Below are 14,891 nucleotides of genomic sequence, written 5' to 3'. Positions count from 1 at the left end.
CCCCCAAACTAACCCCCAACCTTCTGCAGCCAGCCCCCCACATCCTGATAAATCTCCCCCACCTGCCCCACGATCCCGGACATGCGCAAGAAGTCATGGGTCAGCCCCTCGACACGGGCAAACGTCACCTCGGTACCCCCCGCCACCAGCCAGTCACGGTAGGCAAGCCCTTCGTCATGCAACGGATCGTACTCGGCCACGAACAGGTACGCCGGCGCCAATGGCTCACGCACCGTCGACAGCAAGGGCGACACACGCCAGTCCAGACGCTGCTCCGCCTGCGGCGCATAGTGCTGGTAGAACCACTCCAGGGTAGGCGTTTCCAGCAGGTACCCCTCGGCATGCTCGCGGTGAGAGTTGCGCTGGCAGGAAATGTCTGTCACCGGGTAGAACAGCAACTGCGCCAGCGGCTTGAACGCCAGCGCTTCGGGCTGCTCGACGGCCGTGATGGCCAGCACGGCGGCCAGGCTGGCACCGACGCTGTCCCCGGCCACCACCACCCGGCGGTTGTCCAGGCCCAGCGCCACAGCCTGCTCGGCCAGCCAGTTGGCGGCATCCAGCACATCGTGCAGCGCCACCGGAAACTGCTGCTCCGGCGCCAATCGGTAGTCCGGCGCCAGCACCGCGAACTCACCCATGGCTGCCAGGCGGCGGCACACCGAGTCATGCGAGTCGAGGCTGCCTACCACATAGCCACCACCGTGCAGGTAGAAGATCACCGGCTGCAAGGCATCGCCTGCGTCACCCGTGCGGTACAGCCGCGCTGGCAGGCTGGCGCCATCGCGCGCCAGGACCTGCAGCTCGCTCACCGCCACGCTGCCGGGCGGGCTTGGGTCGAGCACTTGCGAACTGCCCTCGAACTCGGCCCGGGCCTGGGCCACGTCCATCGCGTGCATGGGCAGGCTTCTGCCCGTCAACCGGCCAAATTCGACCAGCTCCAGAAATCCCGCCAAATCAGGGTGCAATGCCATGTCGGATCCTTGCTTGAACAATATGACTGCTGTCCCTACGGGACGTAGAAGGCGCACCGAAAATTAGCTGTACGCGCCGCTAAATCGATGGCGGACACACTCGTTATCCCTGCACAACGAAATCCCATCAGAGGCTAACCGTGGACCTTCAGAGCATCCTCAGCAAACTGTTCGCCAACGCCCATGCCGTCGGCATCGAAGGCGTGTTCCAGTTCGTCTTCGGCCAGGACCGTGCCTTCTGGTCGGAAGTGCGCGACACCAGCCGCACCGGCGCAGGCCGGCACAGCACCCCGGATGTCACCATCGAGGTGGCCGAGCGCGACTTCCTCGGCATCATGGGCGGCACGGCCAACGTCGAGGAGCTGTTCGCCAGCGCACGCCTGAAGATCACCGGCAACATGGGCCTGGCCACCTTGCTGCCGCAAATCATCAACAACGCCCGCAAAGGCGCCGCAGCAACCAAAGTGGCGATGAACCAGCGCTACCCAACGCCGTCACGCCTCAGCGAGCGGGTCTCGGCCGCGCAGCCGGTGCAGCGCGAAGTGCAGCGCATTGCCCGGGCAGACATGCCTCTGCAACGGTTTCAAAGCGACTACCTGGCGCACGGCATACCGGTGGTGCTCAGCGATGCCCTGCAGGACTGGCCACTGTTCACCATGGGCCGCGAAGCGTCACTTGAGCATTTCGCCGAACTGCAAGGCATTACCCGGCACGGTGACTACGTCAAGAAAACCTTCTCTACCGACCGCGACTTCCGCTCGACCTCCATGGCCGATTTCATCGCCTCGCTGGACACCCCGGCCAAGCCTGGCGAAACGCCGGCCTACATGGGCAACAACATCGTCCCGGAAAAACTCCTGACCCTGATCCGCTTTCCGGACTACTTCGAGCGCCAGCGCTTCATCTCGCCACGCATCTGGATCGGCCCAAAGGGCACCCTGACGCCCCTGCACCGCGACGACACCGACAACCTGTTCGCGCAGGTGTGGGGGCAGAAGTCGTTCATCCTGGCTGCGCCCCACCACCGTGCGGCACTGGGCACCTGGTCGACCAGCCCCAAGGGCGGCCTGGACGGCTGCGATTTCAACCCCGACGCACCGGACTACCAGCGCTTCCCGGCAGCGCGTGACGTGCCGTTCCTGCGCGTGGTGCTGCAGGCCGGTGACCTATTGTTCCTGCCTGAAGGCTGGTTCCACCAGGTGCAGTCGGTGTCCACGTCGTTGTCGGTGAACTTCTGGGTGAATTCCGGGCGCGGCTGGTAGCCGCACCTGCGGGGTTAATTTGCAGTGGCGTCGGCTCGTTCCTTGAGAAACCGCTTGCAAGAGGACTCCCGCATGCCCCCCTCAAAAGGTCTGAGCCTGCGCAGTTACCTGTGGGAGCTGGCTTGCCGGCGATTGGGCCGCAGAGCGGCCCCGGAAATGATCAGACAGCAGCCCTGAGGGCTTCGGCAAACCGCTGCGCCACGTCGTCGATCTGCTCGCCACTGATGATCAACGGCGGCAGGAAGCGCACGACCGCGCCATGGCGCCCACCCAGCTCCAGGATCAGGCCACGCTTGAGGCACTCACGCTGCACCTTCGGCGCAAGCTCACGGTTGGCCACAGGGTGACCTAGGGCATCGCGCTGACCTTGCGGGTCGACCAGCTCCACCCCAAGCATCAGCCCACGCCCACGGATATCACCCAGTTGCGGGTAATCCCGCTGCAGGTGAAGCAAATGCTGGCGCAGGCGCTGGCCCATGGCCTCGGCATGCTCGGCCAGGCGATTTTCGACCAGATAATTAATCACTGCGGAACCTGCGGCCATGGCCATCTGGTTACCACGGAAGGTGCCGGCATGGGCGCCCGGCTTCCAGGTGTCCAGCCAGTCGCGGTACACCACCACTGCCAGCGGCAGGCTGCCGCCAATTGCCTTGGACAAGGTCACCACGTCCGGCACGATACCGGCATGCTCGAAGGCGAACATGCGCCCGGTGCGGGCGAAGCCGCTCTGGATCTCGTCGACGATCAGCGCCACCCCGGCTTGCTCGGTGATCCGCCGCACGCCCTTGAGCCACTCGATATCGGCCGGGATCACCCCGCCCTCGCCCTGCACCACTTCAAGGATCACTGCCGCCGGCAGCGGCACACCGCTTTCTGGGTCGAGCAGCAGGTTTTCCAGGTAATGCAGGTTAGCCTTCACCCCCGCTTCGCCACCCAGGCCGAACGGGCAACGGTAGTCGTACGGGTACGGCATGAACTGCACACCGTTGCCCAACAAGGCACCCAACGGCTGCTTGGGCCCGTGGCTGCCCATCAGGCTCAGCGCACCTTGGCTCATGCCATGGTAGGCACCTTGGAAGGCCAGCACGGTGCTGCGCCCCGTGGCGCCGCGCACCAGTTTCAGCGCCGCCTCAACGGCATCGGTCCCGGTCGGGCCGCAAAATTGCACCTTGGCTTCCCGGCGCAGCGCCTCGGGCAGCACGCCGAACAGGTCCTGAACAAAGCGGTCCTTGACCGGCGTGGTCAGGTCGAGGGTGTGCAGCGGCAGTTCGTCGGCCAGTACACGCTGGATCGCCTCGATCACCACCGGGTGGTTATGGCCCAGGGCCAAGGTGCCGGCACCGGCCAGGCAGTCGATGAACTGACGGCCTTCGACATCTTCGACATGGATGCCACGGGCGCGCTTGAGCGCCAACGGGATGCGCCGCGGGTAGCTGCGGGCGTTGGATTCCTGTTGCTGCTGGCGTTGCAGCAAGGGCGAATCGGTGAACGCATACAGGGGTTGCGGCGCACTGGCCGGCAAGACCTGGGCAAAGCTGGAAGCGGTCGACATGGGTAGATCCTCGCAAGCAAGCGAAAGTGCCCCGCCACGCCCCTGTAAGCAGATGTGTGCGGGTAGTTGTCGCTTGGAGAACGCTTCAGCGCAAGGAGGATTTAGCGGTTGTTGTGGGATTTTTACAGCCTGGGCCGGCCAATAGGCCGGCCCAGGCCAGCAGATCAACGCCCCGAACGCGCCGGTACCTGCAACAGCACCCGCAAGCCATCGCTACGGCTGTCGAAACGCAGGCTGCCGGCACAGCGCTGGACGATTGCCTGGACGATCGCCAAGCCCAAGCCACACCCGCCACTCTGGCCGTTGCGCCAGAAACGCTCGGTCAGGTGCTGCAGGTCCGCTTCGGCAATGCCGGGCCCGTGGTCGCGCACCATGAACCCCACCTGGCCGTCAGTCATCTGCACCTCCAGCTCCACCGCGCTTTCGCCACCATGGCGCAGGGCGTTGTCCAGCAGGTTGCGCAAGGCCGCAACTGCCAGCGGCGCGGGCATGCCCAGGTAGATTTGCGTGGCCTCCTCGGGCAGACGCAATACGATGCGACGGTTATCGCCACCGCCGGCATCCTGCACCGCCTGGCGGGCGACCTGATCGGCGCTGCACTGCACGCCATCCTCGAACGACAGGCTGCCTTCCACACGCGCCAGCATCAGCAGTTGCTCAAGCGTGCGGTGCATGCGGTCGGTACCTTGCTCGGCATGCTCCAGTGCCTGCTCACGCACCGCGCCGTCGGTCATCCGCGCCACCTGCAGGTGAGTCTTGATCGCCGTCAGCGGGCTGCGCAGCTCGTGGGCGGCGTCATCGGTCAGGCGCCGTTCGCGCTCGATGGTTTGGGCGATCCGCAGGAACAACTGGTTCTGCGTGTCCAACAGCGGCTGCAGCTCGCTGGGCAGGCCCGCCACCTGCAGGGGTTCGACGCTGTCGGCGCGCCTTCGACGCAAGGCGTCGCGCATCCGGTTGAGCGGCTCCAGCCCCTTGCCCAAGCCGATCCACAACAGGCCGAGGCTGCCGAGCAATGCCATCAGCACCGGCGCCGAGGCGGCCAGCAGGATCGACTGGTTGAGGGCCTCGCGCTCCATGTGGCGGTCGGCGGTGGTGATGCGCACATCGCCGTGGTTATAGGTGAACGTACGCCACAACGCCCCGTCGATGGTCTGGTCACGGAAGCCGCTGCGCTGGTCATCCATGGCGCCATCATGCTTGTGGTTGCTGGCCAGGATCTCGCCGCGCAGCGAGCTTACCTGGCACGCCATGCCATCCGGCACGCTGAACTGGTCGGCGGAAAAATGCGCGTCCTCGCCCTTGGCCGCCAGCGGCTGCGGCAACTGGTCGATCAACCCGGCCACCATGCGTGCCGAAGCCACGAGGCGCTGGTCGAGGGAGAACATCATCTGCTGGCGCAAGTCGCGCAGCATCCACGCGGCAGCCAGTACCCAGATAATCACGAAGGCGCTGCCCAGGATCAGGCTCAGGCGTACCCGCAGGCTCATGAAGCAGCCTCTTCCGGTGCTTGCGCCGGGCCAAGCCGGTAGCCCAGGCCGCGAACGGTCTCGACGATACCGTTGCCAAGCTTGCGGCGCAGGTGGTGGATATGCACGTTGAGGGCGTTGCTTTCGACCTCGTCGCTGAAGCCGTACACGCAGTCCTTCAACTGCTCGCTGGACAGCACCCGCCCAGGGTTCTGCAGCAATGCCTGGAGCAGCGCCTGCTCACGACGGGACAGATCGACCGGCTGCCCGGCCAGGAAGGCTTCGCAGCTGCTAGGGTCGTAACGCAGCGGCCCATGCTCGATGACATTCACCGCGCGCCCGGCCACCCGGCGCAGCAGGGTGTGCAGGCGCGCTGCCAGCTCGCGCAGGTCGAACGGCTTGAGCAGGTAGTCGTCGGCACCGGCTTGCAAGCCATCGACCCGGTCGGTGACCGCATCGCGGGCGGTGAGCACCAGCACAGGCAGGGTCTCGCCCTGCTGACGCAAGCGCCGCAACAGCTTCAGGCCATCTTCGTCGGGCAGGCCGAGGTCGAGGATCATCACATCGAACTGCGCGGCCTGGAGCATCGCCCGCGCACCTGCAGCATTGGCTACCCGGTCCACGGTCAGGCCCTGGGCGGTGAGGCCGGCGCAGATGCCGCTGGCGATCAGGTCATCGTCCTCGCAGAGCAGAACGTGCATGGTGGGGGCTCCGGGGTAAGTGAGGCAGATACTGCACCACGGGTGGATTAAGTGGGGATTATGGACCTTGAGCGTGCGTTTAGGGGGGATGTAGGACCGGGTTAACCTTGGGTTAATCGACCCAGGCCAGCATGGCCCACTTCATCGTATAGCCAAGGCGAAGACATGCGCGCCCTCTTTCTGTTCCTGGCCCTCCTGCTGGCCGGCCCCCTGCAAGCCAACCCGTTCGAGGTCAAATCCGACTTCCTGCCGGTCGACCAGGCCTTTGTCCTGAGCCACGACCGCCAACCCGACGGCCAGATGCGCCTGTTCTTCCAGATCAAGCAAGGCTACTACCTGTACCAGAAGCGGCTGAAGTTCGACGGGCTGAGCCCCGAGCAGCAGCCACAGCTGCCCCCCGCGCTCAACCACCATGACGAATTTTTCGGCGACAGCGCGGTGTACCGCGACCAGCTCGAACTGCTGATCCCGGCCAGTGCGCAAGGCCAACTGCGCCTGGGCTGGCAAGGCTGTGCCGACGCCGGCCTATGCTACCCGCCGCAGACCACCGCCATCGACCTGGGCGGCAGCGTGGCCCCCGCCGCCGATCAGGCCAGCGACCAGGCCCTGGCCAGCAACCTGCAACAGGGCAACCTGGCCTGGGGCCTGCTGGCCTTCTTTGGCCTCGGCTTGCTGCTGGCCTTTACACCCTGCTCGCTGCCGATGCTGCCGATCCTTGCCGGGCTGGTGCTGGGCAATGGCGCCAGCGCCCGGCGCGGCTGGCTGCTGGCCGGGGTCTACGTGCTGAGCATGGCGTTGGTGTACGCCGCCCTGGGGGTGGTGGCCGCGCTGCTCGGCGCCAGCCTGCAGGCCTGGTTGCAGCAACCCTGGCTGCTGGGCAGCCTGGCGGTACTGTTCGTGTTGCTGGCGCTGCCGATGTTCGGCGCTTTCGAGCTGCAGTTGCCCGCTGCCTTGCGCGATCGCCTCGACCGCGCCGGCCAAGGCACCCGTGGCGGCAACCTGTACGGCGCGGCGTTGCTCGGGGCGCTTTCCGGCTTGCTGCTCGGCCCGTGCATGACCGCACCGCTGGCTGGCGCGCTGCTGTATATCGCCCAGAGCGGTGACGTGCTGCAGGGTGCGCTGGTGCTGTTCAGCCTGGGCCTGGGCATGGGCGTGCCGCTGCTGTTGCTGGTGACCCTGGGCAATCGCTACCTGCCACGCCCCGGCGCGTGGATGAATCGGATCAAGGGCGTGTTCGGCTTCGTGTTCCTGGCCATGGCCCTGTATACCGTGCGCAGCCTGCTGCCAGACAGCCTGCTGCTGGCCCTGAGCGGCGCCTGGCTGATCGCCCTCGCCTGGGCCGCGTGGCCGGCCCTGCAGCGGTTGCCGGCACTGCGCGCGGTGCCGTTGCTGGGCGCGCTCTGGGGTGCCCTGTTGCTGGTCGGCGCGGCCGCCGGGGGGGATGACCTCTGGCAACCCCTGCGACCGTTCGCGGGGGGTGCCGCGCCTGCGGCCGGGCAGCACGCCGAGGATGCCTTCGTCACCGTCAACCGCCCCGAGGACCTGCAACGCGAGCTTGCGGCTGCCAAAGCCCGTGGCCAGTGGGTGATGGTCGACTACTATGCCGACTGGTGCGTGTCGTGCAAGGTCATGGAAAAAAACGTCTTCACCCGCGCCGACGTGCAAGCCAGCCTGGCCGGCGTGCACCTGCTGCGCCTCGACGTGACCGCCGATACCCCGGCGAGCAAGGCATTGTTGCAACGCTACCAGGTACCCGGCCCGCCCAGCATCATCTGGGTCGGCCCGGAAGGCGACGAACGCCGCGCGCGGCGCATCACCGGTGAAGTGGATGCCGCCGCGTTCCTGCAACACTGGACCCAGACCAGGAGCCAAGGCTGATGCTGACCGTAACCCTCGGGCCACTGACCATGGCCCTCAACCACCTGCTGATGCTCACCGCCCTGGTGATCGCCAGCGTGGTCGGCTGGTGGGTCGCCCGACGCGGTGGCGAAAGCCCGGAGTCGGCCCTGTTCAACCTGTTTCTGATAGGGGTGCTGTGCGCGCGGCTGGGCTTCGTCGTGGCTTACTGGCCGATGTACCAGGATGACCTGGTGCAAGTCATCGACATCCGCGACGGCGGCTTCCTGTTCTGGTCTGGCCTTGCCGGCATCGTGCTGGCCGCGCTATGGCAAGGCTGGCGTCAACCAGGCCTGCGTCGCCCGCTGGGCTGGGCATTGTTCAGCGGCGCGCTGTTCTGGGGCCTGAGCAGCCTGGGCAGCCACCTGTACAGCAAAGGCACCGAGCTGCCTGAGTTGAGCCTGCGCAACGCTGGCGGGCAGCCCGTGGCGTTGCACAGCTACCGCGGCAAGCCACTGGTCATCAACATCTGGGCCACCTGGTGCCCACCTTGCCGCCGTGAAATGCCCGTGCTGCAACAAGCCCAGGGTGACTATCCCCACGTAACCTTCCTGTTCGTCAACCAGGGCGAGACGCCTGAGAATGTCAGCACCTTCCTCGCCACCACTGGCTTGAGCCTGACCCACGTGCTGTTCGACGGCGCCGGGCAACTGGCCCAGCGCGTCGGCTCGATGGCCCTGCCCACCACGCTGTTCTACGACAGTGATGGGCGGCTGATCGGCAGCCACCTTGGCGAGCTGTCCCGGGCCAGCCTGCGCCATGCCTTGGAACCTTTCGACCGGGCCACCGCGCCCACCCCTGCCGCACAAGGAAACTGACATGCGATTGACTGCACTGCTGCCCCTGTCCCTGGCCCTGCTGGCCGCCCCGCCCTTGCACGCCGAAGACGCACTGCCCAAGGCGATCCAGCAACTGCAAACCAAGGGCGCCGTGATCAAGGGCAGCTTCGACGCCCCCGACGGCCTGCGCGGCTACGCCGCCGAATACCAGAACAACGGCATCGCCCTGTACCTGACGCCTGATGGCAAGCATGTACTGGTCGGCAGCCTGTTCGACGAACAAGGCCAAGACCTCAGCGCCGCACCGCTGGACAAGCTGGTGTATGGGCCGATGAGCAAGGAAATCTGGGCGAAGATGGAGAAAACCGCCTGGATCGCCGACGGCAAGGCCGACGCCCCGCGCAAGGTGTACCTGTTCAGCGACCCCAACTGCCCGTACTGCAACATGTTCTGGGAACAGGCGCGGCCGTGGGTCGAGTCGGGCAAGGTGCAGCTGCGCCACATCATGGTTGGCATCATTCGCGAAGACAGCCCCGCCAAGTCGGCGGCATTGCTGGCGGCAAAAGACCCGGCCAAAGCATTGGCAGAGCACGAGAAGGCCGGCAAGGCCAGTACGCTCAAGCCGCTGGAGAAGGTGCCAGAGGCCGTGCAGCAGAAGCTGGCGGCGAACATGGCGTTGATGGAAGAAATGGGGCTGCAGGCGACCCCGGCGATTTTCTACCAGGATGAGCAGGGTAACTTGCAGAGCCAACAAGGGGCGCCGCGGCCGGAGGTGCTTGGGAAGATTTTGGGTAAGCGCTAGCGCATGTGTTGAGTTTTGCAGTGGGGCAGAAATCGAGCGCCGCCCGCGCGGCGCTTCGCGGGGCAAGCCCGCTCCCACATTTGTTTCGGGCCAGTTATTCCTGGGGCAAATGCGCGCGGCCCCTTTAGTGCCCGCCTCAATATAGAGTCGAATCAACAAGGCGGTCGCGCGCGGAAGGCACAGGCGAAACTGGCCCGAAACAACTGTAGGAGCAGCCTTGTGCTGCGAAGCGCCGCGCGGGCGGCGCTCGATGTCCGCCGCCCCGCAAAACCCAAGGCGAAACCCTAACCCTACAGCCCCTCAAGCTCCGCCATCAGGTCACTCAGCCGGTCGACCTTGTCGTCATCCAGCACACGCCCCTGCAACCCCTCCACATACACCGCCAGTTCCGGCGCCGTGCCCGCCATGATCGAAGAGCATTACCCCTACCTACTTCATGCACATAAGCCCTTTCGACTTTAGTACTACTTCTCTTTCGTACGTCAGCTTGCATAGTTGAAAACAGCCACATGGAAATATAATGAAACACTACAACTTACTCATTTGCAACTGAACACAGAGCCAGCAACACCAGTGCCAAAATATAAAAATCAAACCAATCTAGGAAACATCCTTATTGCGATCAGAACCATCAGACACAGGAATCAGAAAATTCCGACTATGATTCGAGAAACGAAAACCAAATAACTGCAACGCTAACCCTTTGCAGGAATATCCTTAAAGAACACTCTTACACAAAGCTATTCTGGCAAACAAAGCAGGCAACAGCGCCTGCGACCCTAAAACCCACAAACCATTGACATTATGCAAATCCAAATCTAATCCTCTAAGTGCCCTGGCAATCGGGGCGACAACAAAAACAATCGAGGATATATCAATGGAAATTCAATACGGCATCAACCTGTTGGAACTAGCTCCTGATGCAAACTGCGAAATGGAAGCGACATTTTTCGGTGGTTCAGGGGGTGCCGGCGGGTGTGGCGGTAGTGGCGGTTGTGGAGGTGGCGGTGGATGTAGTGGTGGCAGCGGTGGTTCAGGAGGTAGCGGCGGCAACGCGGCAGACAATAGCGAGAACGCTAGCCACTAACTAAAAGGCGGCGCTCTTGATGATTTATCGAGAGCGCCCGCCCCTGCCCAGGCGACAACTATGAATACGCTGAGAATTTACAACTACGAAATCCTCAACTTTGACACTGAGCCTATGGTCTTCTCTGCCACGGGCTTTACGAAAATCACTGAACCTAACATTACAAATGCGCTGAAACGTATCGAAAAAATTCGATCAAAATACATTCACTACGACGCATTACAACAACTACTTCGCGATGAAAACCTTCATCCCGACACCGCCATTCAATTCCTGAAATCGCTACTAATTATTAGCGAAAAAGCAGAAACACCCCACATTAAAAACACAATAATATATCACGACCTAAACATATCAGATAACCTGAAGCTCCACCTGGAGAAAACAAACGAAAGAAATATACAATTCAAAGATCTCCCAACCAACGACCTACCTCATTCGGACTCACCCACCTTATACGTGCTCGCCTGTTTAAAACTTTGCCCTCAATCGCTTAGAAACACCTATACCGAACTACTAAAACAGAATCCAGAATGCGCAATTAGCGTTGGCTTTGTCAGTGGAAATCATTTCCACTTGACCGAGCCTCACATACCAGCGATTGGGAATCCTTGCGCCTACTGTACGCTCGACCGCATCGCTCATTACGAGTCAAACAGGACCAGCCAGCACTACTGGAGCAAGATTTGGACGTTCTGTTGCGCTAACAACCTTGACCTTCCCAGAACAGAGACTGACGAGTTTCAAAACACCTTAATTCTCGGAGCCATCATTTCCTTCGCAAACAAACTGACGCAGGCCCCTAAATCCAAGATCACGCAAGATCAAACATTACTCTCAAGAACCCTTAACTTGGACAACGGCACATACACTGAGGACTGCAGCATTCACTGGCCACTCTGCCAATGCCTAGGAGACAAACCATGAGCATTAGCCACGATCACTACCTGAAATACACCTCCCCCAGCGTACTGGATGAAACCTTAGCATTCCACGCCAAAGGCAATTACGTAATTCACAAGACCACCCACCACTTGAGCACCCTCCATCAACTACCACCCAGCGCGCTCGGAAAACTGACCGGCAATGAACTTCAACTCAATATCCTCGCCTGCGAAAACGGACAAGGAAATATCGAACTTACAGGACTCCCCTCGCCCCACCCCCTGCAGAGAAACAGCTCCTGCGAACGATTTAATGAACGTCCACTCCACTTTGACACTGTCCGAGCACTCCTTGCCCCCTTACTTGAAAAGGACAGTACCACGGGTAAGCGAGGCTACCCAAGTGGCGGAGCACTTTACCCTGTTGAGGTTTTTTGCATTAAATTAACTAACACCATTCAACAATGGCCATCCGAGCAGAGCGCACTGCACTTACTTCCCTCATCAAGATCCTTTGAAGTGCATACACCCGACCTCAATTCAAAGCCACTCGCGCGTGCAATTCTACCGATGACTGCCGACATAGGCTCGCCCTCGCTGGCGCTGATTTACTTCATTTACTTACCCAAGGCGCTGTTCAAGTATCGCTACAGAGGGTATCGCTTAGCGCTCATGGAGGTGGGTTCAATGTACATGCTCACAGATCTGCGTTGTAAGGAGCTGAAGCTTGGCAGTAGGCCTTGGTCAGGCTTCACCGACCATCAAGTATCAAAGTACTTAAACTTAAATCCCACCCTCTTTTTACCTGCATGCATCCAACTAATTGGTTGACCCATGAATACGTATAACGAGATCCACAACCCTACCTTTGCTGATTTTAAATTACTCCGACCCAGCGCGACCCTCCACTTCCCGCACAGCATCGAATGCGGTAGCCGCTGGCAAACATTCGGCTCCAGCAGCGGCTGGACCACTGACATAGCATCAAGCGCCTTAGGTGAGCATTTCGAACGCAAGCATTTCTATTTGGACGTACCGGTGCATTACACTGGTACGCTCGATGACGGATTGACATCTCAAGAATACGACGATTTTATCAAAGCATTCTCCCAGACAAAAAACCACCGAACGAGGGCGGACTTGGCTTTACATGTCTTTGATCGTACAAATGTTTATAGGATCGTTGACTTTACACGCTGCAAAGTACCGACCGCATGCATCTCAATATCAGCGTGCCTAAATCCCATCGACAATCACTTTTACCCCATGAGGGACACCTGCGGCTGCAGCGCACATATTAGTGTAGAGCGCGCACTTCTTGGCGCTCTTAAAGAGGCTATGGAACGCCAGTTTCTGCTCCGATTCTGGTTAACCAACACCTGCACTGAGAAAATCGGACATGACGAATCCTGCGCCATGCTTCTTGGGCGCTCTTGTTTGTCGCTTTTTAAGGAGCTGTGTAAAACGGGGGAAATCTGCGTACTCGATCTAACTGATAAGCGCTTCCCCGGTAGCTGCATTTTTCTGTCTTACGGAAATCAAAATGACAACGCTAAAGTCAAATATTGCGCTGGCATGGCGTATGCGGAATCGCTAGACAAAGCACTCGACAAGTCGATTGTTGAATTATGGCAGACCTTTCGCTTCATGCTGTCATTCGACCAGGCAAACATCGGCAAGACTGAAACCTTAGACCCTTACATCAAGCACTTTCTAGAGTGCAATCGATATGAGACATTTGGCAAGACCTCTTCCCCCACCAAACTGGCAGCTCTCCAACATCACAAAATACAACCCGACACACTGAGCCTTAGCAGCTTGCTCCCTGCTGTACGCCGCCTCGAAATCAATGGCTATTTTTATTTAGCCTCCCTACCAACAAAAGGGCCGACCCTCTACTTTTGCAAGTACCTTTCACCCAAACTATTCCTCCACATGAACAATGCCAGCAACTTCAATCTTGAGAACACCTACTCCGCCCCCTTCCTTGATCAAATTATTAAAAATCGTCTAACAGAAATGGTACCCTTCCCATGACCCACTCAGTCCAGCACATTACTTCCACTGCGGCAAGTATATTTAAGCTTACAAAAACCCTCACCCTCGAAAACCTGAGAGAACCCACTGCACTTCTATGGACAGCTATTGCACCATCGGTGATGTTCATCTTCGCAACCCAAAACAACCGAGCACTCCCCCCTTTAGAAGAAAACTTCCTAGCCTCAGCCGCGTGGTTTTACTCATATATTTCTGCAAGCGTCGCCTTTTTTGGATTCAGTTTTTACTTAATAGGAAGAAGGGAAAGTGGGTTTCTCCGATCCTTTATTTATCAACGGAACGCAATCAGGCTCTTCCTCGCCTCACACACCCTAAGCTATTCATTACTCAGCTTCGTCTACTCCTCGCTTTTCTACATCGTCGCCAAACCCTTGCACGGTCCTTATTCGGCCAACGAGTTCTTTTACCTTACAGCATGTTTCTATACCAGCTATCTTATATTTACCTGCATTGGCCTGGTGATCATTGCACTGCCGATTAAATTCAGCACTGCCAGCACCCTATTCTCGCTCATGTCATTTCTCATGCTGCTTTCCGGCTATTTAGGTGCAGCTCAACACAGCACTCCTCACGCAGTGACACTGCTCAGCCCATTGTATTTAAGCACCCAAATCTTCCTGGGCGACGTCTCACTGCCTATCAGTTTTCTCTCAGCGTTTAGCGCCTCAACGCTTGGCATCTACCTCACGGGAAGATTCTTCAGAACCCAGCCTGTCTGGAGCAGATATTAAATGAACCTATTATCTATCGATAACTTAAAATACCAACACAACCGCAAGACACTCATGGAGAACTTATCACTCACGGTAAAAAAAGGCGAACTCGTTGGCGTCCTCGGCATTAATGGTGCCGGAAAAACAACACTATTTGATCTGATCTGTAAAATGAGAAAACCCAGCCACGGGACGATTATCAACCGCGCCGAGCGCCAAGTTTACTTGACGCAGATCCTGACACCACCTCCTTTACTTCGTATGCGTGAGATTTTCAGCATCATCAGTTGCCTAAATTCAAACCATGCGCTCAGCCAGCGCGAAGTTTTTTCCCGCCTAGCCCACTGGTCACCCTCATTGTCCAAACGCTATGCGGATATATCGGAAAAGAAAGCCGCCACGTGCAGCTATGGTGAGATTCGCAGTTTTTTCACGCTGACGCTTCTGCTGATGGGCAGTGACTTGATCATCCTCGACGAGCCCACTGCAGGGGTGGACCCTGAGTTCCGACATTATATTTGGCTCGGCATCAAGCACGCCTGCGAGGAAGGCGCAAGTGTGCTGGTTTCCTCACACTACACTCAAGAAATCTCAGAGAACTGCCACCGTTTTTACATGCTTGCCCATCACCGGCTCGAAGCCTTCGACAATGGCGATCAATTTTTGAATCGCCACAACGCAGCCACGCTCGATGAGGCGTTTATCAATGCCGCGATGTAG

The 14,891-nt window shown here is 59.7% G+C and carries 13 protein-coding genes; 9 read left to right on the top strand and 4 right to left on the bottom strand.

Annotation, left to right across the window (positions count from 1 at the left end; translation table 11 throughout):
• Positions 1-8: 8 nt before the first annotated feature.
• On the bottom strand, positions 9-971 hold the full coding sequence (locus QOS90_RS06320; protein WP_085272554.1) for an alpha/beta hydrolase: 963 nt from the start codon (positions 969-971) through the stop codon (positions 9-11).
• 140 nt (positions 972-1,111) lie between these two features.
• Between QOS90_RS06320 and QOS90_RS06315 the strand changes: the two genes are divergently transcribed.
• The gene (locus QOS90_RS06315; protein ID WP_085272553.1) at positions 1,112-2,233 is read left to right on the top strand and encodes a cupin-like domain-containing protein; all 1,122 of its coding nucleotides are present in this window, start codon (positions 1,112-1,114) and stop codon (positions 2,231-2,233) included.
• Between the two features lie 160 nt (positions 2,234-2,393).
• On the opposite strand, the gene QOS90_RS06310 is transcribed toward QOS90_RS06315, so the two are convergent.
• The 3 genes from QOS90_RS06310 to QOS90_RS06300 all read right to left on the bottom strand — a co-directional run bounded on the left by QOS90_RS06310 (position 2,394) and on the right by QOS90_RS06300 (position 5,952).
• The gene (locus QOS90_RS06310; protein ID WP_085272552.1) at positions 2,394-3,785 is read right to left on the bottom strand and encodes an aspartate aminotransferase family protein; all 1,392 of its coding nucleotides are present in this window, start codon (positions 3,783-3,785) and stop codon (positions 2,394-2,396) included.
• A gap of 164 nt (positions 3,786-3,949) precedes the next feature.
• The gene (locus QOS90_RS06305) at positions 3,950-5,272 is read right to left on the bottom strand and encodes an ATP-binding protein (RefSeq protein WP_085272551.1); all 1,323 of its coding nucleotides are present in this window, start codon (positions 5,270-5,272) and stop codon (positions 3,950-3,952) included.
• Positions 5,269-5,952: a response regulator gene (locus QOS90_RS06300; RefSeq protein ID WP_027592904.1), complete on the bottom strand. Its 684-nt coding sequence runs from the start codon at positions 5,950-5,952 to the stop codon at positions 5,269-5,271. The genes QOS90_RS06305 and QOS90_RS06300 overlap by 4 nt, the downstream gene beginning before the upstream one ends.
• Before the next feature lie 165 nt (positions 5,953-6,117).
• Here QOS90_RS06300 and dsbD point away from each other — a divergent pair, with 165 nt between their 5' ends.
• The 8 genes from dsbD to QOS90_RS06260 all read left to right on the top strand — a co-directional run bounded on the left by dsbD (position 6,118) and on the right by QOS90_RS06260 (position 14,891).
• Positions 6,118-7,830: a protein-disulfide reductase DsbD gene (dsbD, locus tag QOS90_RS06295; RefSeq protein WP_027592905.1), complete on the top strand. Its 1,713-nt coding sequence runs from the start codon at positions 6,118-6,120 to the stop codon at positions 7,828-7,830.
• Complete coding sequence (locus tag QOS90_RS06290) at positions 7,830-8,666, top strand: TlpA family protein disulfide reductase (protein WP_027592906.1); 837 nt, start codon at positions 7,830-7,832, stop codon at positions 8,664-8,666. The genes dsbD and QOS90_RS06290 overlap by 1 nt, the downstream gene beginning before the upstream one ends.
• A 1-nt stretch (position 8,667) precedes the next feature.
• Positions 8,668-9,429 (top strand): thiol:disulfide interchange protein DsbG, encoded by a 762-nt coding sequence (gene dsbG / locus QOS90_RS06285; protein ID WP_027592907.1) that lies wholly within the window; start codon positions 8,668-8,670, stop codon positions 9,427-9,429.
• 1,147 nt (positions 9,430-10,576) lie between these two features.
• Positions 10,577-11,443: an McbB family protein gene (locus tag QOS90_RS06280; protein WP_085272550.1), complete on the top strand. Its 867-nt coding sequence runs from the start codon at positions 10,577-10,579 to the stop codon at positions 11,441-11,443.
• Positions 11,440-12,231, top strand: coding sequence for a nitroreductase family protein (locus QOS90_RS06275; protein ID WP_033693988.1), 792 nt, complete (start codon positions 11,440-11,442; stop codon positions 12,229-12,231). The genes QOS90_RS06280 and QOS90_RS06275 overlap by 4 nt, the downstream gene beginning before the upstream one ends.
• 3 nt (positions 12,232-12,234) lie before the next feature.
• Positions 12,235-13,437, top strand: coding sequence for a YcaO-like family protein (locus QOS90_RS06270; RefSeq protein ID WP_085272549.1), 1,203 nt, complete (start codon positions 12,235-12,237; stop codon positions 13,435-13,437).
• A complete protein-coding gene (locus QOS90_RS06265; protein ID WP_027592911.1) occupies positions 13,434-14,189 on the top strand; it encodes an ABC transporter permease in 756 nt (251 codons plus the stop codon). Before QOS90_RS06270 ends, QOS90_RS06265 begins: the two co-directional genes overlap by 4 nt.
• Positions 14,190-14,891: an ATP-binding cassette domain-containing protein gene (locus QOS90_RS06260; RefSeq protein ID WP_027592912.1), complete on the top strand. Its 702-nt coding sequence runs from the start codon at positions 14,190-14,192 to the stop codon at positions 14,889-14,891. It begins immediately after the preceding gene.

Origin of the sequence: Pseudomonas sp. LAIL14HWK12:I10 (genome assembly GCF_900184205.1) — a bacterium.
GTDB classification, from domain to species: Bacteria; Pseudomonadota; Gammaproteobacteria; order Pseudomonadales; family Pseudomonadaceae; genus Aquipseudomonas; species Aquipseudomonas kermanshahensis.
This window is presented reverse-complemented; position numbering and strand designations above follow the sequence as displayed.

Coding starts and splice junctions, on each gene's coding strand:
- QOS90_RS06320 (WP_085272554.1), bottom strand. CDS start 971: ATGGCATTGCACCCTGATTTGGCGGGATTTCTGGAGCTGGTCGAATTT.
- QOS90_RS06310 (WP_085272552.1), bottom strand. CDS start 3,785: ATGTCGACCGCTTCCAGCTTTGCCCAGGTCTTGCCGGCCAGTGCGCCG.
- QOS90_RS06305 (WP_085272551.1), bottom strand. CDS start 5,272: ATGAGCCTGCGGGTACGCCTGAGCCTGATCCTGGGCAGCGCCTTCGTG.
- QOS90_RS06300 (WP_027592904.1), bottom strand. CDS start 5,952: ATGCACGTTCTGCTCTGCGAGGACGATGACCTGATCGCCAGCGGCATC.
- dsbD (WP_027592905.1), top strand. CDS start 6,118: ATGCGCGCCCTCTTTCTGTTCCTGGCCCTCCTGCTGGCCGGCCCCCTG.
- QOS90_RS06290 (WP_027592906.1), top strand. CDS start 7,830: ATGCTGACCGTAACCCTCGGGCCACTGACCATGGCCCTCAACCACCTG.
- dsbG (WP_027592907.1), top strand. CDS start 8,668: ATGCGATTGACTGCACTGCTGCCCCTGTCCCTGGCCCTGCTGGCCGCC.
- QOS90_RS06280 (WP_085272550.1), top strand. CDS start 10,577: ATGAATACGCTGAGAATTTACAACTACGAAATCCTCAACTTTGACACT.
- QOS90_RS06275 (WP_033693988.1), top strand. CDS start 11,440: ATGAGCATTAGCCACGATCACTACCTGAAATACACCTCCCCCAGCGTA.
- QOS90_RS06270 (WP_085272549.1), top strand. CDS start 12,235: ATGAATACGTATAACGAGATCCACAACCCTACCTTTGCTGATTTTAAA.
- QOS90_RS06265 (WP_027592911.1), top strand. CDS start 13,434: ATGACCCACTCAGTCCAGCACATTACTTCCACTGCGGCAAGTATATTT.
- QOS90_RS06260 (WP_027592912.1), top strand. CDS start 14,190: ATGAACCTATTATCTATCGATAACTTAAAATACCAACACAACCGCAAG.